22 protein-coding genes are annotated in these 22,782 nt (G+C 73.6%); 18 read left to right on the forward strand and 4 right to left on the reverse strand.

Annotated elements, in window-relative coordinates:
• Window positions 1-33: 33 nt before the first annotated feature.
• Window positions 34-1,332: an SLC13 family permease gene (locus tag ACFY7H_RS00475; protein ID WP_388930949.1), complete on the reverse strand. Its 1,299-nt coding sequence runs from the start codon at window positions 1,330-1,332 to the stop codon at window positions 34-36.
• An 84-nt stretch (window positions 1,333-1,416) separates the two neighbouring features.
• Between ACFY7H_RS00475 and ACFY7H_RS00480 the strand changes: the two genes are divergently transcribed.
• A complete protein-coding gene (locus ACFY7H_RS00480; protein WP_388930952.1) occupies window positions 1,417-2,382 on the forward strand; it encodes a GlxA family transcriptional regulator in 966 nt (321 codons plus the stop codon).
• Window positions 2,383-2,585: 203 nt separating this feature from the next.
• Window positions 2,586-3,224, forward strand: a complete 639-nt coding sequence (locus tag ACFY7H_RS00485) for a DJ-1/PfpI family protein (RefSeq protein WP_388930955.1) — start codon at window positions 2,586-2,588, stop codon at window positions 3,222-3,224.
• Here the strand turns inward: ACFY7H_RS00485 and ACFY7H_RS00490 are convergent.
• A complete protein-coding gene (locus ACFY7H_RS00490) occupies window positions 3,199-3,948 on the reverse strand; it encodes an enoyl-CoA hydratase/isomerase family protein (RefSeq protein ID WP_388930958.1) in 750 nt (249 codons plus the stop codon). The genes ACFY7H_RS00485 and ACFY7H_RS00490 overlap by 26 nt on opposite strands.
• Window positions 3,949-4,029: 81 nt before the next feature.
• Here ACFY7H_RS00490 and ACFY7H_RS00495 point away from each other — a divergent pair, with 81 nt between their 5' ends.
• Together ACFY7H_RS00495 and ACFY7H_RS00500 are read left to right on the forward strand one after the other, a co-directional pair.
• Window positions 4,030-4,665: an HdeD family acid-resistance protein gene (locus ACFY7H_RS00495; protein WP_388930961.1), complete on the forward strand. Its 636-nt coding sequence runs from the start codon at window positions 4,030-4,032 to the stop codon at window positions 4,663-4,665.
• A 94-nt stretch (window positions 4,666-4,759) separates the two neighbouring features.
• Entirely contained in the window at window positions 4,760-5,293 is a 534-nt protein-coding gene (locus ACFY7H_RS00500) for an ATP-binding protein (protein ID WP_388930964.1), read from the forward strand.
• A 61-nt stretch (window positions 5,294-5,354) separates the two neighbouring features.
• On the opposite strand, the gene idi is transcribed toward ACFY7H_RS00500, so the two are convergent.
• Both idi and ACFY7H_RS00510 read right to left on the reverse strand, forming a co-directional pair.
• Window positions 5,355-5,957, reverse strand: coding sequence for an isopentenyl-diphosphate Delta-isomerase (idi, locus tag ACFY7H_RS00505; protein ID WP_388930967.1), 603 nt, complete (start codon window positions 5,955-5,957; stop codon window positions 5,355-5,357).
• Between the two features lie 127 nt (window positions 5,958-6,084).
• Window positions 6,085-7,398, reverse strand: coding sequence for a methyltransferase domain-containing protein (locus ACFY7H_RS00510; RefSeq protein WP_388930970.1), 1,314 nt, complete (start codon window positions 7,396-7,398; stop codon window positions 6,085-6,087).
• A 374-nt stretch (window positions 7,399-7,772) separates the two neighbouring features.
• On the opposite strand from ACFY7H_RS00510, the gene ACFY7H_RS00515 reads away from it, so the two are divergent.
• From ACFY7H_RS00515 to ACFY7H_RS00580, 14 genes are all read left to right on the forward strand, one after another.
• On the forward strand, window positions 7,773-9,548 hold the full coding sequence (locus tag ACFY7H_RS00515) for a DUF5941 domain-containing protein (protein WP_388932213.1): 1,776 nt from the start codon (window positions 7,773-7,775) through the stop codon (window positions 9,546-9,548).
• Complete coding sequence (locus ACFY7H_RS00520) at window positions 9,545-10,297, forward strand: sugar phosphate nucleotidyltransferase (protein WP_388930972.1); 753 nt, start codon at window positions 9,545-9,547, stop codon at window positions 10,295-10,297. The genes ACFY7H_RS00515 and ACFY7H_RS00520 overlap by 4 nt, the downstream gene beginning before the upstream one ends.
• Entirely contained in the window at window positions 10,285-11,346 is a 1,062-nt protein-coding gene (locus tag ACFY7H_RS00525; RefSeq protein ID WP_388930976.1) for an iron-containing alcohol dehydrogenase family protein, read from the forward strand. The genes ACFY7H_RS00520 and ACFY7H_RS00525 overlap by 13 nt, the downstream gene beginning before the upstream one ends.
• Window positions 11,324-12,103 (forward strand): CDP-alcohol phosphatidyltransferase family protein, encoded by a 780-nt coding sequence (locus ACFY7H_RS00530; protein ID WP_388930978.1) that lies wholly within the window; start codon window positions 11,324-11,326, stop codon window positions 12,101-12,103. Before ACFY7H_RS00525 ends, ACFY7H_RS00530 begins: the two co-directional genes overlap by 23 nt.
• Window positions 12,104-12,111: 8 nt before the next feature.
• A complete protein-coding gene (locus ACFY7H_RS00535; RefSeq protein WP_388932214.1) occupies window positions 12,112-12,984 on the forward strand; it encodes a glycosyltransferase family 2 protein in 873 nt (290 codons plus the stop codon).
• 97 nt (window positions 12,985-13,081) lie between these two features.
• Complete coding sequence (locus ACFY7H_RS00540) at window positions 13,082-14,011, forward strand: ABC transporter permease (protein ID WP_388930980.1); 930 nt, start codon at window positions 13,082-13,084, stop codon at window positions 14,009-14,011.
• Complete coding sequence (locus ACFY7H_RS00545; RefSeq protein WP_388930983.1) at window positions 14,004-14,786, forward strand: ABC transporter ATP-binding protein; 783 nt, start codon at window positions 14,004-14,006, stop codon at window positions 14,784-14,786. Before ACFY7H_RS00540 ends, ACFY7H_RS00545 begins: the two co-directional genes overlap by 8 nt.
• Window positions 14,787-15,283: 497 nt before the next feature.
• Window positions 15,284-16,177, forward strand: coding sequence for a squalene synthase HpnC (gene hpnC, locus ACFY7H_RS00550; protein WP_388932216.1), 894 nt, complete (start codon window positions 15,284-15,286; stop codon window positions 16,175-16,177).
• Entirely contained in the window at window positions 16,174-17,124 is a 951-nt protein-coding gene (gene hpnD / locus ACFY7H_RS00555; protein ID WP_388930986.1) for a presqualene diphosphate synthase HpnD, read from the forward strand. The genes hpnC and hpnD overlap by 4 nt, the downstream gene beginning before the upstream one ends.
• Complete coding sequence (locus ACFY7H_RS00560; RefSeq protein ID WP_388930989.1) at window positions 17,124-17,471, forward strand: hypothetical protein; 348 nt, start codon at window positions 17,124-17,126, stop codon at window positions 17,469-17,471. Before hpnD ends, ACFY7H_RS00560 begins: the two co-directional genes overlap by 1 nt.
• Entirely contained in the window at window positions 17,468-18,847 is a 1,380-nt protein-coding gene (hpnE, locus tag ACFY7H_RS00565) for a hydroxysqualene dehydroxylase HpnE (protein WP_388930991.1), read from the forward strand. Before ACFY7H_RS00560 ends, hpnE begins: the two co-directional genes overlap by 4 nt.
• Window positions 18,848-18,894: 47 nt before the next feature.
• A complete protein-coding gene (locus ACFY7H_RS00570) occupies window positions 18,895-19,995 on the forward strand; it encodes a polyprenyl synthetase family protein (RefSeq protein WP_388930993.1) in 1,101 nt (366 codons plus the stop codon).
• A 115-nt stretch (window positions 19,996-20,110) separates the two neighbouring features.
• On the forward strand, window positions 20,111-22,147 hold the full coding sequence (shc, locus tag ACFY7H_RS00575) for a squalene--hopene cyclase (protein ID WP_388930996.1): 2,037 nt from the start codon (window positions 20,111-20,113) through the stop codon (window positions 22,145-22,147).
• The gene (locus ACFY7H_RS00580; RefSeq protein ID WP_388930998.1) at window positions 22,147-22,782 is read left to right on the forward strand and encodes a 1-hydroxy-2-methyl-2-butenyl 4-diphosphate reductase; all 636 of its coding nucleotides are present in this window, start codon (window positions 22,147-22,149) and stop codon (window positions 22,780-22,782) included. Before shc ends, ACFY7H_RS00580 begins: the two co-directional genes overlap by 1 nt.

Below are 22,782 nucleotides of genomic sequence, written 5' to 3' on the forward strand. Positions count from 1 at the left end.
GCCGCGGGCCGGGCGGGACTCTGACGACAGGGCCTACCGGCCGGTCAGCCGCAGCCCCGCCCACAGGGCCGTCACCGCCGCAGCGAGGGACACGGGCGTGGTGAGCAGCCCGAGCCGGGTGAACGCGCCCAGCCGGACGTCCTCGCCGTGCGCGTGCAGGAGCCGCCGCCACAGCAGGGTGGCCAGGGAGCCGACGTACGTGAGGTTCGGGCCGATGTTCACGCCGATCAGCACGGCCAGCACCACCCCGGCCCCGCCGGGCGCGGCCAGCGGCAGCAGCGCGAGCACCGCGGGCAGGTTGTTGATCAGGTTGGCCAGTACGGCGGCCACCCCGGCCACGGCCAGCAGCGCGGGCAGCGAGTCCCCGTCGGGCAGCAGCCACTGGAGCCCGTCACCGAGCCCGTGGTCCACCACGGCCCGTACGACCACCCCCAGCGCCAGCACGAACAGGCAGAACGCCGGCGCGGTGGAGGCCGCCAGCCGCCGCGGGGTGGTCTCGCGGCGGCGCAGGGCCCGCGCCCCCAGCGCCACGGCCCCGGCCAGCGCGGCCCAGGCGGGGCTGGCCCCCACGAGGGAGGCCAGCGCGAAGCCCGCCAGCGTCAGCAGCAGCACGGCCAGGGCGAAACGCGGCACCGGCGCCGGTTCCGCCGCCTCTGGCCGGTGCTCGGGCGGGGCTGCCAGGTCCGCCCGGAAGAAGCGGCGGAACACCGCGTACTCCACCGCGATCGCGGCGGCCCACGGCAGCGCCATCAGCGCCGCGAACCGGGTGAAGGTCAGCCCGCTCGCGGTGAAGGCCAGCAAGTTCGTCAGGTTGGACACGGGCAGCAGCAGCGACGCCGAGTTCGCCAGGTGCGCGGTGGCGAACACGTGCGGGCGGGGCCGGGCGCCCAGCCGGGCGGACGTCGCCAGCACCACCGGCGTCAGCAGCACCACCGTGGCGTCCAGGCTCAGCGTGGCGGTGACCGCCGAGGCCACCAGGAACACCCCGCCCAGCAGCCCGGCCGGCCCGCGCCCGGCGGCCCGGCGGGCCACGGCCGCCCCGGCGGCCCGGAACAGCCCCTCGTCCGCGCACAGCTGCGCGAGGGCCAGGATCACGGCCAGGAACCCGACCACGGGCAGCAGCTCCCGCGTCTGCTGCCAGGCATCGGCGGGGGACACCACACCCAGGGCGACGAGCAGCCCGGCGGCCGGCGCGGCGGCCGCCGCCTCGGGCAGCCCCCGCGGCCGCAGCACGGCGAAGGCCAGCACGGCGAGCAGCAGGACGACGGACAGGGACTCGGCGAGGACGGTGTTCAGGGTGGCGCTCCGGACGGCGGGACGGGGAACGCCCAAGGATCGCACCCGCGCCGACGCCCGTCCGTATAGGTGGGACACCCGTCATTGCGGCCACGGCGAGCGTGGTCACAGGATGGAGGCATGTCACCGCGAAACGTGCTCGTCGTCCTCTACGACGGGGTGCAGAGCCTGGACGTGACCGGCCCCGTCGAGGTCTTCGACGGAGCCGGCCGCCTTCCGGGGCAGGAGGGGTACGCGATCCGTACCGTCTCCCCGCACGGCGCGCCGGTACGGACCAGCAGCGGACTGACCCTGCTGTCCGACGGGGACCTGGAGAGCGCCCGCCCCGGCCCCGGGACCACGCTGCTGGTGCCCGGCGGCCGCCGCACGGCGGACTTCGAGCCGAGGCTCACCGACTGGCTGCGCGCGTACGGGGGCGGCGCGGGCAGGCTGGTGTCGGTCTGCACCGGGGGGCTGCTGCTGGCCGAGGCCGGGCTGCTGGACGGACGGCGGGCCACCTCTCACTGGTCGGTCTGCGAGCGGATGGCACGGGACTACCCCCGGGTGTCGGTGGAACCGGACCCCATCTACGTCCGGGACGGGCCCGTCTCCACCTCGGCCGGGGTCACCGCCGGGATCGACCTGGCGCTGGCGCTGGTGGAGGAGGACCTCGGGCGGGACGCGGCCCTGCTGATCGCCCGCCACCTGGTCGTGTTCCTGCGCAGGCCCGGCAACCAGGCGCAGTTCAGCGCGCAGCTGGCGGCGCAGACGGCGCGGCGGGCACCGCTGCGGGACGTCCAGCAATGGATCAACGAGCATCCGGGCGGGGACCTGAGCGTGGAGGCCCTGGCGGCACGGGCGGCCCTCTCGCCGAGACACTTCGCGCGCGCCTTCCAGGCGGAGACGGGCGTGACTCCGGGCAGGTACGTGGAGCGGGTGCGGGTGGATCACGCGCGGCGGCTGCTGGAGGACAGCTGCGAGGGCGTCGCGCAGATCGCCCGGTCCTGCGGCTACGGGACGCCGGAGGCGCTGCGCCGGGCCTTCGTCAAGACCCTGGGCCAGCCCCCGGCCGAATACCGCCGCCGCTTCGGCCGCCGCCCTTCCTGACGCGGTTCCCGCCGTCTTTCGTGACGCGGCGCCCCTGCCGCTGTCCCTCCTGACGCCGCCCCTGCCCGCGCGCGCCCCGGCGCGGGAGAACGCGCGGCGCGTGCGGAAGGCGTGCCGCCCGGCACCGTACGGGCGTTGTCACAGCGCCCCGCTCATCGACCTCCGCCCCACGACCGGGGGCGGCCTACCGCTCCGGAGGAGCCATGCAGATCGCCGTACTGCTCTACGACCGCTTCACCGCGCTCGACGCCGTCGGGCCCTACGAGACCCTCAGCCGCGTGCCGGACGCCGAGACCGTGTTCGTCGCACAGCGCCCGGGCCCCGTGCGCACCGACAACGGGGCGCTCGCCCTCGTCGCCGACAAGGCGCTCGAGGAGGTGACCCGGCCGGACATCGTCATCGTGCCCGGCGGGCCGGACCCCGAGGCGGAGATGGAGAACCCCGCCGTCCTCGACTGGCTGCGGGCCGTGGACGCGACGAGCACCTGGACCACCTCCGTCTGCACCGGCTCGCTGCTCCTCGCCGCGGCCGGCCTGCTCGACGGGCGGCGGGCGACCAGCCACTGGCTCTACCTCGACCGGCTGGTCCCCTTCGGCGCCGAGCCCACCGGTGAGCGGGTCGTCTTCGACGGCAAGTACGTCACCGCCGCCGGGGTGTCCTCCGGCATCGACATGGGGCTCGGCCTGCTCGGCCGGATCGCCGGGGATCCGTACGCCGAGGCGGTGCAGCTGCTGTGCGAGTACGACCCCCAGCCGCCCTACGACGCCGGTTCCCCGGAGAAGGCCCCGGCCGAGCTCGTCGCCCGGCTGCGCGCCGCTAATCCCCTGACGGACGCCAGCTGAATTCGGGAGCACGCCGCTCCAGGAACGCGGCGACGCCCTCGGCGGTGTCGCCGCTCGCCGCGGCCTGACCCGCCCAGTACGCCTCCCGTCCGGTGCGGCCGTCCGCGTACTCCTTGGCGGCGGCCTGCGTAAGCAGCGAGCGGGTGGCCAGGATCCCCGCGAACTCGGCCACCCGCTCCTCCAGCCGGCCCGCCGGCAGCAGCTCGTTCAGGAACCCGGCCCGCAGGGCCGTCCCGGCATCGATCAACTCGGCCGAGAACAGCAGGTACTTGGCCCACGCCGGGCCGACCACCGAGGCCAGCCGCCGGGTGGAGGAGGCCGGGTAGACGATGCCCAGCTTCGCCGGGGTCACCCCGAACGCCGCGCCCTCCTCCGCGAACCTCAGGTCGCAGGCGGCCGCCAGCTGGCTGCCGCCCCCCACGCAGAACCCCCGGATCGCGGCCACCGTCGGCCTCGGGAAGGCGGCCAGGGCCTCCTCCGCGGCCACCGCCAGGGCCTGGGGGTCCTCCTTGCCGGTGAGCGAGGAGATGTCGGCCCCCGCGCAGAAGGTAGGGCCCGCCCCGGTCAGCACCAGCACCCGTACGGCCTCGTCGGCGGCGAGGAGCTCCAGCAGCTCCGGAAGGGCCCGCCACATCGCGGCGGTCATGGCGTTCCGCTTGGCGGGGTGCGAGATGACGACGGTGGCGACCCCGTCTGCGACCGTGTGGTGGAGGGCTGCGTCCATGCGCCGGATGCTATCCCGGGCAGCCGATCCTATGATCAAGGGGAATCCGACCCAGGGGGGTGCCGAGGAGGTGGCACGTCCATGGGCGCCGACCGCAGCGACCCGTATCCGCAGCAGCGGGAGAAGAAGGAGCTGAAGCGCAGCTTCGGGCTTCTGGCGCTGCTCGGGGTGATCCTCGTACTGGCCGGCCTGGTGGGCCTGGTCTACACGGGCGTGGCCACCCTGACCTCGATGTTCCTCTTCGGCTGGCTGCTGCTCATCGGCGGTGTCGTCGGCCTCGCGCAGGCCGTGCAGTCGCGCGGGACCAGCTACTTCTGGCTGGCCGTCATCGTCGCCGCGATCAATCTGGCCGCGGGCTTCGTGATCCTGCGCCGCCCCGAGGCCAGCGCCGAGGCGCTGACCATGTTCGCGGCCCTGCTCTTCCTCACCGGCGGGGTCTTCCGCCTCGTGGGGGCGCTGGTGGTGCGCGGCGCCAACTTCGGGATCTCCCTGGTCCAGGGCGCCTTCGGGCTCCTGCTGGGCATCCTGATCCTCGCGGGCTGGCCGGGCGACAGCCTGTACGTGATCGGAACCTTCTTCTCGCTCGCCCTGCTGTTCGACGGACTCAGCCTGATGGGACTGGGTCTGGGGGCCCGCCGGATCCTCGGACTGGTCAGGGAAGAGGAGACAGACGCTGCCAACCGGAGCCTGCCGGATCAGGAACAGACCAACAACTGACTCCGTCATAAGCCAGTGGTCAGAAAGCGTCCGATTGACGCTGACTTCTGGTCAGCAGCGTGGTCGGCACCCGGGTGTTCCCCACTCTTGACGCGTGGAGACGATCGAGCGTGAAGACGGGGGCCGGAAGATGAACGACAGCGGGAGCATCCCGTCGGCCGGGGGAGGTGAGGTGTCGGCTCCGGCCGACCCTCCCGCTGCTTACGAGGGGGTGTGGCGTTTCACCGCACCCGCGATTGAAGAATCCGTTCCGCAGGCCCGCCGCGCGGTCCGCGAGCTGCTCGGCCGCCAGGGGGTGCCCGCCCAGCAGGACCTGGTGTACTCCCTGCTGCTGATCGTCTCCGAACTGGTGACGAACTCGGTCCGGCACGCGGCCCTGCTCTCCCCGGAGGTCGCCGTCGAGGTGGCGGTGGGCCGGGAGTGGGTACGGGTGGCCGTCGAGGACAACCACCCGTACCGGCCCAAGGCGCTGGAGGCCGACTTCGGCCAGACCGGCGGCCGGGGCCTGCTGCTGGTCCGGGAGATCACCCGGGAGGCCGGCGGGGTGTGCGACGTCGAACACACCGCGACGGGCGGCAAGGTGATCTGGGCGGCGCTGCCGCTCCCCGCCCGGACGCCCGGGGCCTGAACCCCGGGGACCGGCCCCGGACGGCCCGCACCCGGGCCTCCGCACCTGAACGGCGCAGCGGCTACCAGCCGGCCGCGTCGCCGGTCAGCTCGCGGATCGCGGGGCGCGCCGCGTCCAGCACCGTCATGAACCAGGCGGAGAAGGGCTGCTCCGCGTGCTGCTTCGCCAGCTCCTCGGCCGTGACGAAGGCGGTGTCGCCGACCTCCTCCGGATCCGGGTCCAGCGCGGCCTGGGCCAGTCCCACGAACAGGTGGTTGTACTCCTGCTCCACCAGTCCGGACGCCGGGTCCGGGTGGTTGTAACGGACCGTCCCCGCCTCCGCGAGCAGCGAGGGCGAGAGCCCGAGCTCCTCATGGGTGCGCCGGGCCGCCGCCGCGAACGGCGACTCCCCGGGATAGGGGTGACCGCAACAGGTGTTCGACCAGACGCCGGGGGAGTGGTACTTCCCGAGGGCGCGCCGCTGGATCAGCAGCCGCCCCTGCTCGTCGAAGAGGAACACGGAGAACGCCCGGTGCAACAGGCCGGGCGCCTGATGCGCGGCGAGCTTCTCCGCCGTGCCGATGGTGTTGCCGGACTCGTCGACCAGTTCGAGCATGATCGATTCTCGAGCTCCGGTGCCGGCGGACGCGCTGCTGGTGGCGTCGGTGGCTGGTGTGGTCGGCATACCCATCCTTCGCTTCGGACTTCGGCCCTCAGTCTGCCGTACAAAAGCGGCTTGTCCCCACTTCGGCGATCCACGCATGTCCGCCCCCGCCGCGTGGTAGGCGGCGGGGGCGGAAGTCCGCCGGGGATCAGATCCCGAAGGGGGCCGGATAGGAGATCGTGCCCGCCGGCACCGGAACCGAATCGTCCAGCACCAGGGCCATCATCGCCTCGTCGGGCACCTCGAAGGGCGCCCTGATCCCGAACCGCGAAGCGGGCACGAAACCGAACCGCGGGTAGTACGAGGGATGCCCCAGCACCAGCACCAGCGCCTCCCCGCGCTCCCGCGCGGCCGCGAGCAGCGCCCGTACGACGGCACCGCCGGCACCCGAGCGCTGGACGGCGGGATCGGCGGCCACGGGCGCGAGGGCCAGCGCGGGCACCCCGTCCACCGCGCAGCGGGTCAGCAGGGCGTGCGCCGCCACCGACCCGTCCGGGCCCTCCGCCACGTACGAGAGCCCCGGCAGCCAGGCGCCCGGGTCGGCGCGCAGCGCGTCCACCAGATCAGCCTCCAGCGGGGTCCCGAAGGCCGCCAGGTTGACGGCCCGTACGGCCATCGAGTCGGCCGCGGTCTCCGGGCGGGCCCGCCAGCGGCCGTCCTCCCCGGCGGTCACCGGGGCCAGCACGTAGCCGGTGTACCCGCACTCGTGCCCGTACCGCTCCCGTGCGGCGAGCTCCTCGTGTACGCGGCCCAGCGCGGCCTCCTCCGGCGCGGAGGCGGCCCTGGCCGCCCGGACTCGCTCGCCCAGCGGGCCGTCGTACTCGGCCGGGCCGGAGTCGGGCCGCGGCCGGGTACCCAGGATCCGGTAGCCGGCGGCCTGGGCGGCCGCGGTGTTGCGGGCGGTGGAGCGAGGCGGGTGCCGCGGGTCCCAGAAGGCCCGGGCTCCCGCCGAGGGCTCCTCGACGGTCCACTCGCACGCGCTGAGCACGAGCCGGCCGCCGGGAGCGAGGAGGCGCTTCCATTCGGCGAGCGCCCGGTCGAAGCCCCGGGACACCTCCCCGCGGAAGCCGGGGGAGAAGGCGGATCCCTCCGCCCACACGAGGTCGAAGGAGCCGTCCTCGAAGTCCGCGCGGGGGAGTGCGCCGAGGTCCGCCGGCACGGTGCGGACCCGCCCGGCGAGCCCGCGTGCCGCGGCGGCCGCGCGCAGCTCGTCGAGGAACGGCCCGTAGGGGCCGACGGCGGTCACCTCGGCGGGGCCCGTTCCGCCCGCCTCGGCGGCGAGCAGCAGGGCGTCGCGGCCCGGGGCGCACCCCAGGACGAGGACACGGGGTCGCTCGGGCAGCGGTCCGCACAGGGAGAGCAGGTGCCGGGTGGAGGCGTCGGAGCCGGGGGACCGCCGGGGCAGCCCGCGGTGCAGCTCCATGAAGGCGGCGAAGGAAGGAGAAACGGTGTGGTCGGTCAACGTGAACCCTTGGAGACGGGGGTTCCGGCCGACGGGGCCTTACCGGTGTGGGGTCAGACCCGGCCGGACACCCGGGAGGAAACGGGGACGTACCGGAGTTCGCCGCTCACGGCGGCGACCACTGCGACGGTCATCGACCCACCTCCACGGAATTCGGCTCTCGTGCCGATCCTTACCGCGCGCCCGGTGATCGCGCGCGCCGCCGTCCACCCTAACACCCGCCTCCGAAGGGGTCCGATCGCTCCGGAAGAGCTGGTGAATGTGCCCTTCCATTCATCCGATAGCCTCTGCCGACAGCCCTGCCGACGTGCTGCCGCCGCCCCCACCCGGGGCGCCCGCCCGTCGGGAATGTCCGTCGCAAGGAGTGAGTTCGTCTGCCGACCGTCATCCTCACCGGCCCGCCGGTACCCGGATCACCGCTCGAGGACGAGCTCCGGTCGCTCGGGTTCGACGTCCGCCCGGCCACCGGTCCCGAAGACACCGCCGCCGCCCTCGCCGCAGTCCCGGCGCAGGAGCGGGTGGCGGTCGTCGACAGCGCCTTCGTCGGGCATCCGCACGCCCTGCGCCTCGCGCTGACCGACCCGCGCTTCGACGCCTGCGCGGTGACCGGCGCCTTCGCCGTCCAGGCGGGAGCCCGCGCGGCCCTCGACAAGGCCGCCGGCCTGGCCCCGGCGGGCACCGGCCCGTACGCGGACCGGCTCGCCGCGACCGTGGAGGCCGCCGGGACCGCCGTACAGCGGCCCGAGCTCGGCAGCCTGGTCGCGGCCGTGCCCGACGGGGAGGCGGAGCGCGCGCAGGCCCTCGCGGCCGTCGCCGCCGTGGACGACGAGGCGGTGCGCCTGCGCACGGCCGTGAAGTCCCGCGACGGCTTCTTCACCACCTTCTTCATCAGCCCGTACTCGCGCTACATCGCCCGCTGGTGCGCCCGCCGGGGCCTGACCCCGAACCAGGTCACCACCGCCTCCCTGATCACCGCGCTGATCGCGGCCGGCTGCGCCGCCACGGGAGAGCGCTGGGGCTACGTCACCGCCGGTGTGCTGCTGCTCGTCTCCTTCGTCCTGGACTGCACCGACGGGCAGCTCGCCCGGTACTCGCTCCAGTACTCGACGATGGGCGCCTGGCTGGACGCGACCTTCGACCGCGCGAAGGAGTACTCCTTCTACGCGGGCCTCGCGCTCGGCGCGGCCAGGAACGGCGACGACGTCTGGGCCCTCGCGCTCGGCGCGATGATCCTCATGACCTGCCGGCACGTGGTGGACTTCTCGTTCAACGAGGCCAACCACGACGCCACCGCCAACACCAGCCCGACCGCCGCGCTCTCGGGCCGGCTCGACAGCGTCGGCTGGACCGTCTGGGTCCGGCGGATGATCATCCTGCCGATCGGTGAGCGCTGGGCCATGATCGCGGTGCTCACCGCCGTGACCAGCCCCCGCGTCGTCTTCTACGCCCTGCTGATCGGCTGCGCCTTCGGCGCGCTGTACACCACCGCCGGCCGCGTCCTGCGCTCGGTGACGCGGAAGGCGAAGCGTACGGACCGGGCCGCCCAGGCCCTCGCGGACCTCGCCGACTCCGGCATCCTGGCCTGGACCGGCTCCCCCCGGCCGACGAAGCGGCCGAACCGCGCCGCGCCCTGGCTGGCCCTGGCCGGCTCGGTGCTGATGGCCGGCGCGGCGGTCACCCGGGACTTCGGGACCCCCTGGCTGATCGCGATCGCCGTCGCGTACGTGTTCCTCGCCGGCGCGGCGGTGTCCGTGCCCCTCAAGGGCCCCCTCGACTGGCTGATCCCGCCGTTCTTCCGGTTCGCCGAATACGTGACGGTCCTGGCGCTGGCCGCCCGGGCGGACGTCCCCGGGGCGCTCCCGGCCGCATTCGGACTGGTCGCGGCGGTCGCCTACCATCACTACGACACGGTCTACCGGATCCGTGGCGGCTCGGGCGCCCCGCCGCACTGGCTGGTGCGGACGACCGGCGGCCACGAGGGCCGGGTCCTGCTGACCGTGGTCCTCGCCGCCGTCCTCGCCCGTGACGCGTTCCCCGTCGCGCTCACGGCCATGGCCGTGTTCGTGGCACTCGTGGTGCTCGTCGAGAGCATCCGCTTCTGGGTCTCCTCCGGGGCACCCGCCGTACATGACGAAGGAGAACCAGCATGATCGGCCTCGTCCTCGCTGCCGGTGCCGGACGCCGCCTGCGTCCCTACACCGACACCCTGCCCAAGGCCCTCGTGCCCGTCGGCCCGGAGGGCCGGGAGGACAGCCTCACCGTCCTCGACCTGACCCTGGGCAACTTCGCCGAGGTCGGCCTCACCGAGGTCGCCATCGTCGTCGGCTACCGCAAGGAAGCCGTCTACGAGCGCCGGGAGGCCCTGGAGGCCAAGTACGGCGTCAAGATCACGCTGATCGACAACGACAAGGCCGAGGAGTGGAACAACGCCTACTCCCTGTGGTGCGCGCGTGACGTCCTCAAGCAGGGCGTGATCCTCGCCAACGGCGACACCGTCCACCCCGTCTCCGTCGAGAAGACCCTGCTCGCCGCCCGCGGCAACGGCCAGAAGATCATCCTCGCCCTCGACACGGTCAAGAGCCTGGCCGAGGAGGAGATGAAGGTCGTCACCGCCGACGGACAGGGCGTGCGGAAGATCACCAAGCTGATGGACCCGGCCGACGCGACCGGTGAGTACATCGGCGTCACCCTCATCGAGCCCGAGGCCGCCGAGCAGCTCGCCGAGGCCCTGAAGACCACCTTCGAGCGCGACCCCGACCTCTACTACGAGGACGGGTACCAGCAGCTCGTCAACGACGGCTTCACCATCGACGTCGCCCCCATCGGGGACGTCAAGTGGGTGGAGATCGACAACCACGACGACCTCGCCAAGGGCCGGACGATCGCATGCCAGTACTGACGCGGCTGATCCCCTCGCCGGTCGTCGTCGACATCAGCCGCGGGGCGATGGACAAGCTGGACGGCATCCTCGCCGACCAGCGGATCTCCACGTCCGGCCGGCTCGCGATCGCGATCAGCGGGGGCTCCGGACAGGCGCTGCGCGCCCGCCTGGAGCCGGCCCTGCCGTACGCCGACTGGTACCCGGTCGTCGACGGCACCATCGACTCGGCGGTCAAGCTGGCCGACGACATAAAGGGCCGCCGCTACGACGCCGTCGTGGGGCTGGGCGGCGGGAAGATCATCGACGTCGCGAAGTACGCCGCGGCGCGGGTCGGCCTGCCCATGGTGGCCGTCGCCACCAACCTCTCCCACGACGGCATCTGCTCCCCGGTGTCCATCCTGGACAACGACAACGGCCGGGGCTCCTACGGCGTCCCCACGCCGATCGCGATGGTGATCGACCTCGACGTGATCCGCGAGGCCCCCACCCGCTTCATCCGCGCCGGCGTCGGCGACGCGATCTCCAACATCTCCGCCATCGCCGACTGGGAGCTCTCCCACCGCGTCACCGGCGAGGCCGTGGACGGCCTGGCCGCCGCCATGGCCCGTACCGCGGGCGAGTCGGTGCTGCGCCATCCCGGCGGATGCGGCGACGACGAGTTCCTCACCGTGCTCTCCGAGGCCCTCGTCCTCTCCGGCATCGCCATGTCGATCAGCGGGGACAGCCGCCCCTCCTCCGGGGCCTGCCACGAGATCAGCCACGCCTTCGACCTGCTCCACCCCGGGCGCTCCGCGCTCCACGGCGAGCAGGTCGGCATCGGCGCCGCCTTCGCCATGCACCTGCGCGGGGCCGCCGAGCAGTCCGGCCTGTTCACGGAGGTCCTGCGCCGCCACGGCCTGCCCGTGCTGCCCGAGGAGATCGGGTTCAGCGTGGACGAGTTCGTCGCGGCGGTCGAGTACGCCCCCCAGACCCGCCCGGGACGCTTCACCATCCTGGAGCACCTCAACCTGTCCGCAGCCGAGATCAGGGACGCTTACGCCGACTATGCCCAGACCATCCGTAGCTGAACTCCGGCCCGTCGTTCACCCGCCGGGCGTCAAGGACCGGCGCAGTGGCGAGCACTGGGGCGGTCGCCTGTACATGCGCGAGATCTCCCTGCGCATCACCCGCCTGCTGGTCACCACCAAGGTCACGCCCAACCAGCTGACCTACGTGATGACCCTCGCCGGTGTCCTCGCCGCCCCGGCCCTGCTGGTGCCGGGCGTGCTCGGCGCCGCCCTCGGCGTGGTCGCGGTCCAGCTGTACCTGTTGCTCGACTGCGTCGACGGCGAGGTCGCCCGCTGGAAGAAGCAGTACTCGCTCTCCGGTGTCTACCTGGACCGGGTCGGCGCCTACCTGTGCGACGCGGCCGTCCTCGTCGGCTTCGGCCTGCGCGCCGCCGACCTGTGGGGCAGCGGGCGGACCGACTGGCTCTGGGCCTTCCTCGGCACCCTCGCCGCCCTCGGCGCGATCCTGATCAAGGCCGAGACCGACCTGGTCGGCGTCGCCCGGCACCAGGCCGGGAAGCCCGTGGTCCAGGAGTCCGCCGCCGAGCCGCGCTCGTCCGGCATGGCGCTCGCCCGCCGGGCCGCCGCCGCGCTCAAGTTCCACCGGCTGATCCTCGGCATCGAGGCCTCGCTGCTGATCCTGGTCCTGGCCGTCGCCGACCAGGTCCGGGGCGACCTGTTCTTCTCCCGGCTCGGCGTCGCCGTACTGGCCGGCATCGCCCTGCTGCAGACCCTGCTGCACCTGGTGTCGGTCCTGGCCTCCAGCAGGCTCAAGTGACGGCCCCGATGCGGCTGGGCGCCGTGATCATCACCATGGGCAACCGCCCCGACGAGCTGAAGGCGCTCCTCGACTCGGTCGCCCGGCAGGAGGGCGACCCCGTCGAGGTGGTCGTCGTCGGCCAGGGCGTCGAGGTCACCGGGCTCCCGGAGGGCGTGCGCACCGTCTCCCTCCCCGAGAACCTGGGGATCCCCGGCGGCCGCAACGTCGGCATCGAGGCGTTCGGGCCCGGCGGCGGCGAGGTCGACGCCCTGCTCTTCCTCGACGACGACGGGCTGCTGGAACGCACCGACACCGCCGAGCTGTGCCGGCAGGCCTTCGCCGAGGACCCGCGGCTGGGCATCGTCAGCTTCCGCATCGCCGACCCGGAGACCGGCACCACCCAGCGGCGCCACGTGCCCCGGCTGCGCGCCTCGGACCCGATGCGCTCCTCCCGCGTGACCACCTTCCTGGGCGGCGCCAACGCCGTCCGCACCAAGGTGTTCGAGCAGGTCGGTACGCTGCCCGGGGAGTTCTTCTACGCCCACGAGGAGACCGACCTCGCCTGGCGGGCGCTCGACGCCGGGTGGCTGATCGACTACCGGGCGGACATGGTGCTGCTGCACCCGACGACCGCTCCCTCCCGGCACGCGGTGTACCACCGTATGGTGGCCCGTAACCGGGTGTGGCTCGCCCGTCGGAACCTGCCCGCCCCGCTGGTCCCGGTCTACCTGGGCGTCTGGCTCGCGCTGACGCTCGTGCGCAGGCCCTCGGGGCCCGCGCTCAAGGCCTGGTTCGGCGGGTTCAAGGAGGGCTGGACCACACCCTGCGGCCCCCGGCGTCCGATGAGGTGGCGCACGGTCTGGCGGCTGACGCGGCTGGGCCGGCCGCCCGTGATCTGACAAGCTCGGGTCTGGGACCATGGGCCTCATCACGGGTCCGGCGCTCCAGCCCCCGACGTCCCTCCTGCCGCATCTTGAAGACGGAAAGTTTCAACTTGTGAGTGACACAACCCACGACGGCGCCCTCGCCACGAGCAAGCCGCCGTCCGACGACGCGGGGCTCAGTCCCGAGGAGCTCGCCAGGAAGTACGGCCTGTCCGTCAGTGGCGCGCGGCCCAGCCTGGGCGGATACGTGCGGCAGCTCTGGGGGCGGCGCCACTTCATCATGGCCTTCTCCCGGGCCAAGCTGGTGGCGCAATACAGCCAGGCCAAGCTCGGCCAGCTCTGGCAGGTGGCGACCCCGCTGCTCAACGCGCTGGTCTACTACCTGATCTTCGGCCTCATCCTGAACGCGGGCCGCGGCATGGAGAAGGGGGTCTACATCCCCTTCCTGGTGGTGGGCATCTTCGTCTTCACCTTCACCCAGAACTCGCTGATGGCGGGCGTCCGGGCGATCCCCTCCAACCTCGGCCTGGTCCGGGCGCTGCACTTCCCGCGCGCCTCCCTGCCGATCTCCTTCTCGATGCAGCAGCTCCAGCAGCTCATGTACTCGATGATCGTGGTGCTCGTCGTCACCGTCGCCTTCGGGAACTACCCGCGGCTGTCGTGGCTGCTGGTGATCCCGGCGCTGGTCCTGCAGTTCGTCTTCAACACCGGGCTCGCGCTGGTCTTCGCGCGGATGGGGTCCAAGACCCCCGACCTGGCGCAGCTGATGCCCTTCCTCACCCGTACGTGGATGTACGCGTCCGGCGTGATGTTCTCGATCAACGAGATGCTGAAGGACAGGCCGGCCTGGATCGCCGACGTGCTCCAGTGGAACCCCGCCGCGATCTACATGGACCTGATCCGCTTCGCGCTGATCGACGGATACGGCCGGGAGAACCTCCCGCCGCACGTGTGGGCCTTCGCGGCCGGCTGGGCCGTGCTGATCGGCCTCGGCGGCTTCGTGTACTTCTGGAAGGCTGAGGAGCGTTACGGCCGTGGCTGACAACACCCAGGGGCGCGTCCCCACCGTCATCGCGGACGAGGTCCACATCGTGTACCGCGTCAACACGGGCAGCTCCGGCAAGGGCAGTGCCACCGCCGCGCTGAGCAAGATCCTGCGCCGGGGCAAGGGCGACGCCCCGGGCGTCCGCCGGGTCCACGCCGTACGGGGCGTCTCCTTCACGGCGTACCGGGGCGAGGCCATCGGCCTCATCGGCTCCAACGGCTCCGGCAAGTCGACCCTGCTGCGCGCCATCGCGGGTCTGCTGCCCTGCGAGTCCGGCAAGGTCTACACCGATGGCCAGCCCTCGCTGCTGGGCGTGAACGCCGCCCTGATGAACGACCTCACCGGTGAGCGCAACGTGGTCCTCGGCGGTCTCGCGATGGGCATGAGCCGCGAGCAGATCAAGGAGCGCTACCAGGACATCGTCGACTTCTCGGGGATCAACGACAAGGGCGACTTCATCTCCCTGCCGATGCGCACCTACTCCTCGGGCATGGCCGCGCGGCTGCGCTTCTCCATCGCGGCGGCCAAGGACCACGACGTCCTGATGATCGACGAGGCGCTGGCCACCGGTGACCGCAGCTTCCAGGTGCGCTCGGAGAACCGCATCCGCGAACTGCGGGAGAAGGCCGGCACGGTCTTCCTGGTGAGCCACAACAACAAGTCCATCCGCGACACCTGCGACCGGGTGCTGTGGCTGGAGAAGGGCGAGCTCCTGATGGACGGGCCCACCGAGGAAGTGGTCTCGGCGTACGAGAAGGCCAGCGGCCACTGACCCGGGGGTCCACCGCCGCTCCGGACCGCGAGGCCCCTGCCGCTCACCGCGGCGGGGGCCTCGCCGTGGTCCGGCTCGGCCGGCGGTGGGGAGAACGGCCGGCGGGTGCGGGAGAACGGCCGGCGCGGCGGAGCGTCCGGAGACCGCGAACGCCGGAGCGGGAGATTCCGTGGTCCGGGGCCGACATTCCGGGGCGCGGGGAACACCCGATAGGCCCGCGCGGCGTTGTACAGCGTAAGCTGGACCAGTTCTCAATCGCGCCAAGAGGGGACGATTCCCCGCAGCCGGCTCCGTGGGGATACCCCCGGGCAAGGCCCGGCGGCGTGTCCGAAATAGGATGACTTGGGTCGGCAGTGTAGAACGGGAGACGTGACGGCAATGGCTACGGGAATTCTCCGGCCCCCAGGCACAACGGCCGTCCCCGCCGCGGGTGGCGGGCGGTGACCCCCGGGCACGGCATCCGTCCCGCGCCGCCGGCCGGCGAAGGCACCCCCGACCTGCTCCACACCAGGGCCACCCTCGGCAAGGCCGCGGCGGAGAACTTCCCCGTCGCCCCCGCCTTCCTCCCGCGCGCCTGGCGCGAGGGCCTCATGGCGGTCTACGGGTACGCCCGCCTCGTCGACGACATCGGTGACGGCGACCTCGCCCCCGGCGGCCGCGACGCCGTCCTCCTCGGCCTCGACGCCGCCGCGGCCGACGACCGGCTCGCGATGCTCGACGCCTTCGAGGCCGACCTGCTGCGCGTCTTCGGCGGCACCGACGGCCCCCCGCGCCACCCCCTGCTGCTGGCCCTGCGGCCGGTCGTGCGCGACCACCGCCTCACCCCCGAACCCTTCCTCGGGCTCATCGAGGCCAACCGCCGGGACCAGCGGGTGGCCCGCTACGCGACGTACGGCGAACTCCTGGAGTACTGCGAGCTGTCGGCCAACACCGTCGGCCGCCTCGTGCTCGCCCTCACCGGCACCAGCACCCCCGAGCGGATCCGCCGCTCCGACGCGGTGTGCACCGCCCTGCAGATCGCGGAGCACCTCCAGGACGTCACCGAGGACCTCGGCCGCGACCGGATCTACCTCCCGGCCGAGGACATGCGCCGCTTCCACGTGAGCGAGGCCGATCTGGGGGCCGCCTCCGCCGGGGCGTCCGTCCGCTCCCTGATCGCCTTCGAGGCCGAACGCACGCGCGGGCTCCTGGACGAAGGAACCCCGCTCGTGGGCAGCGTCCACGGCAGGCTACGGCTGTTGCTCGCGGGATTCGTGGGAGGGGGGCGCGCCGCCCTGCGAGCCATCTCCGCCGCCGGCTTCGACGTGCTGCCCGGTCCGCCCAAGCCCACCCGGAGCCTCCTGCTCCGCGAGGTGGCCGCCGTCATGCGTACAGCGCCGAGAAAGAGGTGAGCCCGATCGTGGAGGGCCCCACACACGCGTCAGCACCGTCCGCCCAGGTCCTCGCGGCCTACAGCTACTGCGAGGCCGTCACCGGTACCCAGGCGCGCAACTTCGCGTACGGCATCCGGCTGCTGCCCGCCGACAAGCGGCAGGCGATGTCCGCGCTGTACGCCTTCTCCCGGCGCGTCGACGACATCGGCGACGGCACCCTGGCGCCCGACGCCAAGCTCGCCCGGCTGGAGGAGACCCGCGCCCTCCTCGGCCGGATCCGGGCCGAGGAGATCGACGAGGACGACACCGACCCGGTCGCCGTCGCCCTCGCCCACGCCGCGCGCCGCTTCCCGATCCCCCTCGGCGGCCTCGACGAACTCATCGACGGCGTCCTGATGGACGTCCGCGGCGAGGAGTACGAGACCTGGGACGACCTCAAGACCTACTGCCGCTGCGTGGCCGGGGCCATCGGGCGGCTCTCGCTCGGCGTGTTCGGCGCGGTCGGCCCGGCCGGCCGCGCCGACGAGTACGCCGACACCCTGGGCCTGGCCCTCCAGCTCACCAACATCCTGCGCGACGTGCGCGAGGACGCCGGCAACGGGCGCACCTACCTGCCCGCCGAGGACCTCGCCAAGTTCGGCTGCTCCGACGGGTTCCAGGGCGGCCGCGCCCCCGCCGGCTCCGACTTCGCAGGGCTCGTGCACCACGAAGTCCGCCGCGCCCGCGCCCTGTTCGTCGAGGGCTACCGGCTGCTGCCGATGCTCGACCGGCGCAGCGGCGCCTGCGTGGCCGCCATGGCGGGCATCTACCGGCGCCTCCTGGACCGCATCGAGCGCGAACCGGAGGCGGTGCTGCGCGGACGCGTCTCGCTGCCGCCGCACGAGAAGGCGTACGTGGCCGTACGCGGCCTGTCCGGCCTCGACGCCCGCACCGTCTCGCGCCAGAGCACCCGGAGGCGGGCCTGATGCCGCCCACGGACCTCCCGCGCCCGGCAGCCCGCGCGGACGACGGGGTCCGTGCCGCCCTCGCCGGACCGGCCGGCGCCCGTCACCGCCGCGCCGCCGTGCCGTCCGCCGCCGTGCCGTTTGCTCTCGGCCGGAGCCGTGCGGCGCGGGCCACGCGCCCGGGCGGCACCGTCCCGGCCGCCGGCGCCACCCGGGCAACCCGGCCGGGCCGGCACGCGTCCCTCACCCCGGGCGCCGGCGGCGGGCGCACCGCCCGCCGAACGGCCCGGCCCGTCCGGACGCGCTCCGACCGGAGCGCCGCACCCCTCGGCCCGGAGGGCCGGAGCACCACCCAGGAGGCGTCATGAGCGGCAGCGACCAGCACGCCGTCGTCATCGGCGGCGGGCTCGCCGGCGTCACCGCCGCGCTCGAACTCGCCGACTCGGGACTGCGGGTCACCCTCCTCGAAGGACGTCCGCGGCTCGGCGGCCTCGCCTTCTCCTTCAAGCGGGGCGACCTGACCGTCGACAACGGCCAGCACGTCTACCTGCGCTGCTGCACCGCCTACCGGTGGTTCCTCGACCGCGTCGACGGCACGGACCTCGCCCCGCTCCAGGACCGGCTCGACGTGCCCGTCCTCGACGTGGCGCACCCCCGCGGACCCCGGCTCGGACGGCTCCGCCGCAGCGCGCTGCCGGTGCCCCTGCACCTGGCCGCCTCACTGGCCGGCTACCCGCACCTCTCGCTCGCCGAGCGGGCCGGCGTCGGCCGCGCCGCCCTCGCGCTGCGCCGCCTCGACCCCGCCGACCCCGCGCTCGACGGCCTCGACTTCGGCACCTGGCTCGCCCGGTACGGGCAGTCCCCGCGCACCGTCGACGCCCTGTGGGACCTCGTCGGCATCGCCACCCTCAACGCCACCGCCGGGCAGTGCTCGCTGGGCCTGGCCGCCATGGTCTTCAAGACCGGCCTGCTCTCCGAGAACGGCGCCGCCGACATCGGCTGGGCCCGCGTCCCGCTCGGCGACCTCCACGACACCCTCGCCCGCAAGGCCCTCGACGCCGCCGGCGTACGCACCGAACTGCGCACCAGGGTCACCGCGGTCACCCGTACCGGGGACGGCGCCTGGCGGGTCGACACGGAGGGCGAGTCCCTCGACGCGGGCACCGTCGTACTCGCCGTCCCGCAGCGCGAGGCGCACGCCCTGCTGCCCGCCGGAGCGCTGGCCGACCCCGACAAGCTCCTCGACATCGGCACCGCCCCCATCCTCAACGTCCACGTCGTCTACGACCGCAAGGTGCTCAAGCAGCCCTTCTTCGCGGCGCTGGGCACCCCCGTCCAGTGGGTCTTCGACCGCACCGACGCCTCCGGACTCACCGACGGAGGACAGTACCTGGCCCTGTCCCAGTCGGCCGCCCAGGACGACATCGACGAGCCCGTATCGGCCCTGCGCACCAAGTACCTGCCCGAGCTGGAGCGGCTGCTGCCGGCCGCGCGGGGCGCGAAGGTACGGGACTTCTTCGTCACCCGTGAGCGGACCGCCACCTTCGCCCCCACCCCCGGCGTCGGCCGGCTGCGCCCGGGCCCCCGCACCGACACGCCGGGGCTCTATCTCGCCGGTGCGTGGACCGCCACCGGCTGGCCCGCGACCATGGAGAGCGCCGTCCGCAGCGGCCTCGGCGCGGCCCACGCCGCGCTGGCCGCTCTCGGCCGCCCCCGCGGACACCCCTTGCAGGAGGCGGTATGAGCACCACGACCACCAGCACAGCACGTACAGGAACCAGAGGAGAGCCATTGAACCCGGGGAACCCGGCTGTCGAGAACACGGATGCCGGCACGGGCGGAGCCGGCGGGGGAGTGGAGAAGTCCGACACCCTGGCCCTCCTCGAACGCGGCCGCACGCTGTCGACGCCCGCGCTCCGCGCGGCGGTGAGCCGGCTCGCCGCACCCATGGACACCGTCGCCGCCTACCACTTCGGCTGGATCGACGCCCAGGGCAACCCGGCCGACGGCGACAGCGGCAAGGCGGTGCGCCCCGCCCTCGCGCTGCTGTCCGCCGAGGCGGCGGGCGCCGCCGCCGAGGTCGGCGTCCCCGGCGCCGTCGCCGTGGAGCTCGTCCACAACTTCTCGCTGCTGCACGACGACCTGATGGACGGCGACGAACAGCGCCGCCACCGCGACACGGTGTGGAAGGTACACGGCCCCGCCCTTGCCATCCTGGTCGGCGACGCCCTGTTCGCCCTCGCCAACGAGGTGCTGCTGGAGCTGGGCACCGTCGAGGCCGGCCGGGCGACCCGCCGCCTGACCACCGCCAGCCGCAAGCTCATCGACGGCCAGGCGCAGGACATCTCGTACGAGCACCGCGAGCGCGTCAGCGTTCAGGAATGCCTCGAGATGGAGGGGAACAAGACCGGAGCCCTGCTCGCGTGCTCGGTGTCGATCGGCGCCGTGCTCGGCGGCGCCGACGACCGCACGGCCGACAAGCTGGAGGAGTACGGCTACCACCTCGGTCTCGCCTTCCAGGCCGTCGACGACCTCCTCGGCATCTGGGGCGACCCGGAGTCCACGGGCAAGCAGACCTGGAGCGACCTGCGCCAGCGCAAGAAGTCCCTGCCCGTCGTCGCGGCCCTCGCCGCGGGCGGACCCGCGTGCGAGGAACTCGCGCGGCTGCTCGCGGCCGACGCCAAGAGCAACGACTTCGAGAACTTCTCCGAGGAGGAGTTCGCCCACCGCGCCGCCCTCATCGAGGCCGCCGGCGGCCGCCAGTGGACCGCCGACGAGGCGCGCCGCCAGCACACCATCGCCATTCGGGCCCTGGACGACGTGGACATGCCGCAGCGGGTGCGCGAGCAGCTCGTCGCCCTCGCCGACTTCGTCGTCGTGCGCAAGAGGTGATCTCCGCCGGAAAGTGGATATGAATCGCGAGTCGCCGGCCGGGGACCCCTCCTGAAGGGGACCCCGGCCGACGGCAGACCCGGGCACAGCTCAAGCACTGTTCGAAGGGGAAGCCATGACAGCGACGACCGACGGCGGCGGTGCGATCACCGGCGACGCGGATCCGCGACACGACAGCACGGCGGTCCCGGCCGCCGTGGCCACGGCACCGTCCGGCGGCGGCACCGGCTTGCGGAAGGCCGTCCAGGACGCCGCCGACCGGGCCACCGGTGAGCTGCTGGCCCGCCAGGACCCGGCGGGCTGGTGGAAGGGCGACCTGGAGACCAACGTCACCATGGACGCCGAGGACCTGCTGCTGCGCCAGTTCCTCGGCATCCGGGACGAAGCCGTCACCCACGCCGCCGCCCTGTTCATCCGGGGCGAGCAGCGCGACGACGGAACCTGGGCCACCTTCCACGGCGGACCGCCCGAACTCTCCGCCACCATCGAGGCGTACGTCGCCCTGCGCCTGGCCGGGGACCCGCCCGACGCCCCGCACATGGTCCGCGCCTCGGCCTGGATCCGGGCCCGCGGGGGGATCGCCGCCGCCCGGGTCTTCACCCGCATCTGGCTGGCCCTGTTCGGCTGGTGGAGCTGGGACCACCTGCCGGAGCTGCCGCCCGAGCTGGTGTTCCTGCCGCCCTGGGTGCCGCTGAACATCTACGACTTCGGCTGCTGGGCCCGCCAGACCATCGTCCCGCTCACCGTGGTCTCGGCGCTGCGCCCCGTCCGCCCCGCCCCCTTCGCGCTCGACGAGCTGCACACCGACGCGCGCGACCCCGTCCCCGCCAAACCCCTCGCCCCGCTGGCCAGTTGGGACGGCGCCTTCCAGCGGATGGACAAGGCCCTGCACCTCTACCGGCGGATCGCCCCGCGCCGGCTGCGCAAGGCGGCCATGGACTCCGCCGCCCGCTGGATCATCGAACGCCAGGAGAACGACGGCTGCTGGGGCGGGATCCAGCCCCCCGCCGTGTACTCGGTGATCGCCCTGCACCTGCTCGGCTACGACCTGGAGCACCCGGTGATGCGCGCCGGACTGGAATCCCTCGACCGCTTCGCGGTGTGGCGCGAGGACGGCGCCCGGATGGTCGAAGCCTGCCAGTCCCCGGTCTGGGACACCTGCCTCGCGGCCATCGCCCTGGCCGACGCGGGCCTCCCCGCCGACCACCCGGCCCTGGTGAAGGCCGCCGACTGGATGCTGGGCGAGGAGATCCGCCGTCCCGGGGACTGGGCCGTGCGCCGGCCCGGACTCGAACCCGGCGGCTGGGCCTTCGAGTTCCACAACGACAACTACCCCGACATCGACGATACGGCCGAAGTGGTCCTGGCACTGCGCCGCATCATCCCCGGCCATCCCGAACCGGCCAGGGTCGAGGCCGCCATCGCCCGCGGCGTGTCCTGGAACCTCGGGATGCAGTCGAGGAACGGCGCCTGGGGCGCCTTCGACGCCGACAACACCAGCCCCTTCCCCAACCGCCTGCCCTTCTGCGACTTCGGCGAGGTCATCGACCCGCCCTCCGCCGACGTCACCGCCCACGTGGTGGAGATGCTCGCCGCCGAGGGCAGGGCCGCCGACCCGCGCGCCCGGCGGGGCATCGCCTGGCTGCTCGCCGAACAGGAGCCGGACGGCTCCTGGTTCGGCCGCTGGGGCACCAACTACGTGTACGGGACCGGCTCGGTGGTCCCGGCCCTCACCGCCGCCGGCATCGCGCCCTCGCACCCCGCCGTCCGGCGGGCCGTGCGCTGGCTGGAATCCGTACAGAACGAGGACGGCGGCTGGGGCGAGGACCAGCGCTCCTACCAGGACCGCTCCTGGGCCGGGAAAGGCGCCTCGACCGCCTCGCAGACCGCCTGGGCGCTGATGGCCCTGCTGTCGGCCGGTGAACGCGAGGGCCGGGCCGTGCGGCGGGGCCTGGCGTACCTGGTGGAGACCCAGCGCCCCGACGGGACCTGGGACGAGCCGCACTTCACCGGGACCGGCTTCCCCTGGGACTTCTCCATCAACTACCACCTCTACCGGCAGGTGTTCCCGCTCACCGCCCTCGGCCGGTACCTCCACGGGGAACCGTTCGCCCCGGACCGGCGGGCCGTCCCGTCCGCCGGGGAGGCCTGATGCCCGCGCGAGCCGACGCGCCGCCGCTACTGGTCGCCTGCGCCCTGCGCATCGAGCAGGCGGCCCTGCGCAGCGCGGGCCGCGCCGGTCCCGGGGCCGGAGCCCTGCTGCGTACCGGCATGGGCCCCCGCGCGGCCGAGCGGGCCGTCGCCCGGGCCCTGGAGCGGCCGGGAATGAGCCGGGCGGCGGTCCTCGCCACCGGCTTCTGCGCCGGGCTGGTACCCGGCATGCACCCCGGGGACCTGGTCGTCGCCGACGAGACCCGGGACCCCCGCGGGGTGGTCACCTGCACCGGCACCGCCCTCCTCGCCGAGGCACTGGCCCGCGCCGCTCCGGGCCGGACCGTGCACACCGGCGCGCTGACCGGATCCGACCACGTCGTCCGCGGCCAGGAGCGCGCGCGGCTGCGCGCCACCGGCGCCGTCGCGGTCGACATGGAGTCCGCGGCCACGCTGTGGGCCGCCGCGGCACCGGGCCGTCCCGTTGCCGCCGTCCGGGTGGTCGTGGACGCTCCGGAGCACGAGCTCGTCCGTATCGGCACGGTCCGGGGTGGAATATCTGCCTTCCGTGTCCTACGTGCCGTACTGCCCGCGTTTTATGAATGGCACCGTTCGTTGCTGCTTCCCAGGAGGTGA

Origin of the sequence: Streptomyces sp. NPDC012794, assembly GCF_042901085.1 — a bacterium.
In the GTDB taxonomy this organism is placed as follows: Bacteria; Actinomycetota; Actinomycetes; order Streptomycetales; family Streptomycetaceae; genus Streptomyces.

Excerpts from the sequence above, each read along its gene's own strand:
- ACFY7H_RS00535 (WP_388932214.1), top strand. The coding sequence starts at position 12,112 with ATGCGGCTGGGCGCCGTGATCATCACCATGGGCAACCGCCCCGACGAG.
- ACFY7H_RS00525 (WP_388930976.1), top strand. The coding sequence starts at position 10,285 with ATGCCAGTACTGACGCGGCTGATCCCCTCGCCGGTCGTCGTCGACATC.
- ACFY7H_RS00485 (WP_388930955.1), top strand. The coding sequence starts at position 2,586 with ATGCAGATCGCCGTACTGCTCTACGACCGCTTCACCGCGCTCGACGCC.
- idi (WP_388930967.1), bottom strand. The coding sequence starts at position 5,957 with ATGCCGACCACACCAGCCACCGACGCCACCAGCAGCGCGTCCGCCGGC.
- ACFY7H_RS00560 (WP_388930989.1), top strand. The coding sequence starts at position 17,124 with ATGCCGCCCACGGACCTCCCGCGCCCGGCAGCCCGCGCGGACGACGGG.
- ACFY7H_RS00520 (WP_388930972.1), top strand. The coding sequence starts at position 9,545 with ATGATCGGCCTCGTCCTCGCTGCCGGTGCCGGACGCCGCCTGCGTCCC.
- ACFY7H_RS00480 (WP_388930952.1), top strand. The coding sequence starts at position 1,417 with ATGTCACCGCGAAACGTGCTCGTCGTCCTCTACGACGGGGTGCAGAGC.
- ACFY7H_RS00495 (WP_388930961.1), top strand. The coding sequence starts at position 4,030 with ATGGGCGCCGACCGCAGCGACCCGTATCCGCAGCAGCGGGAGAAGAAG.
- ACFY7H_RS00530 (WP_388930978.1), top strand. The coding sequence starts at position 11,324 with ATGCCCAGACCATCCGTAGCTGAACTCCGGCCCGTCGTTCACCCGCCG.
- ACFY7H_RS00580 (WP_388930998.1), top strand. The coding sequence starts at position 22,147 with ATGCCCGCGCGAGCCGACGCGCCGCCGCTACTGGTCGCCTGCGCCCTG.
- hpnE (WP_388930991.1), top strand. The coding sequence starts at position 17,468 with ATGAGCGGCAGCGACCAGCACGCCGTCGTCATCGGCGGCGGGCTCGCC.
- ACFY7H_RS00490 (WP_388930958.1), bottom strand. The coding sequence starts at position 3,948 with ATGGACGCAGCCCTCCACCACACGGTCGCAGACGGGGTCGCCACCGTC.
- shc (WP_388930996.1), top strand. The coding sequence starts at position 20,111 with ATGACAGCGACGACCGACGGCGGCGGTGCGATCACCGGCGACGCGGAT.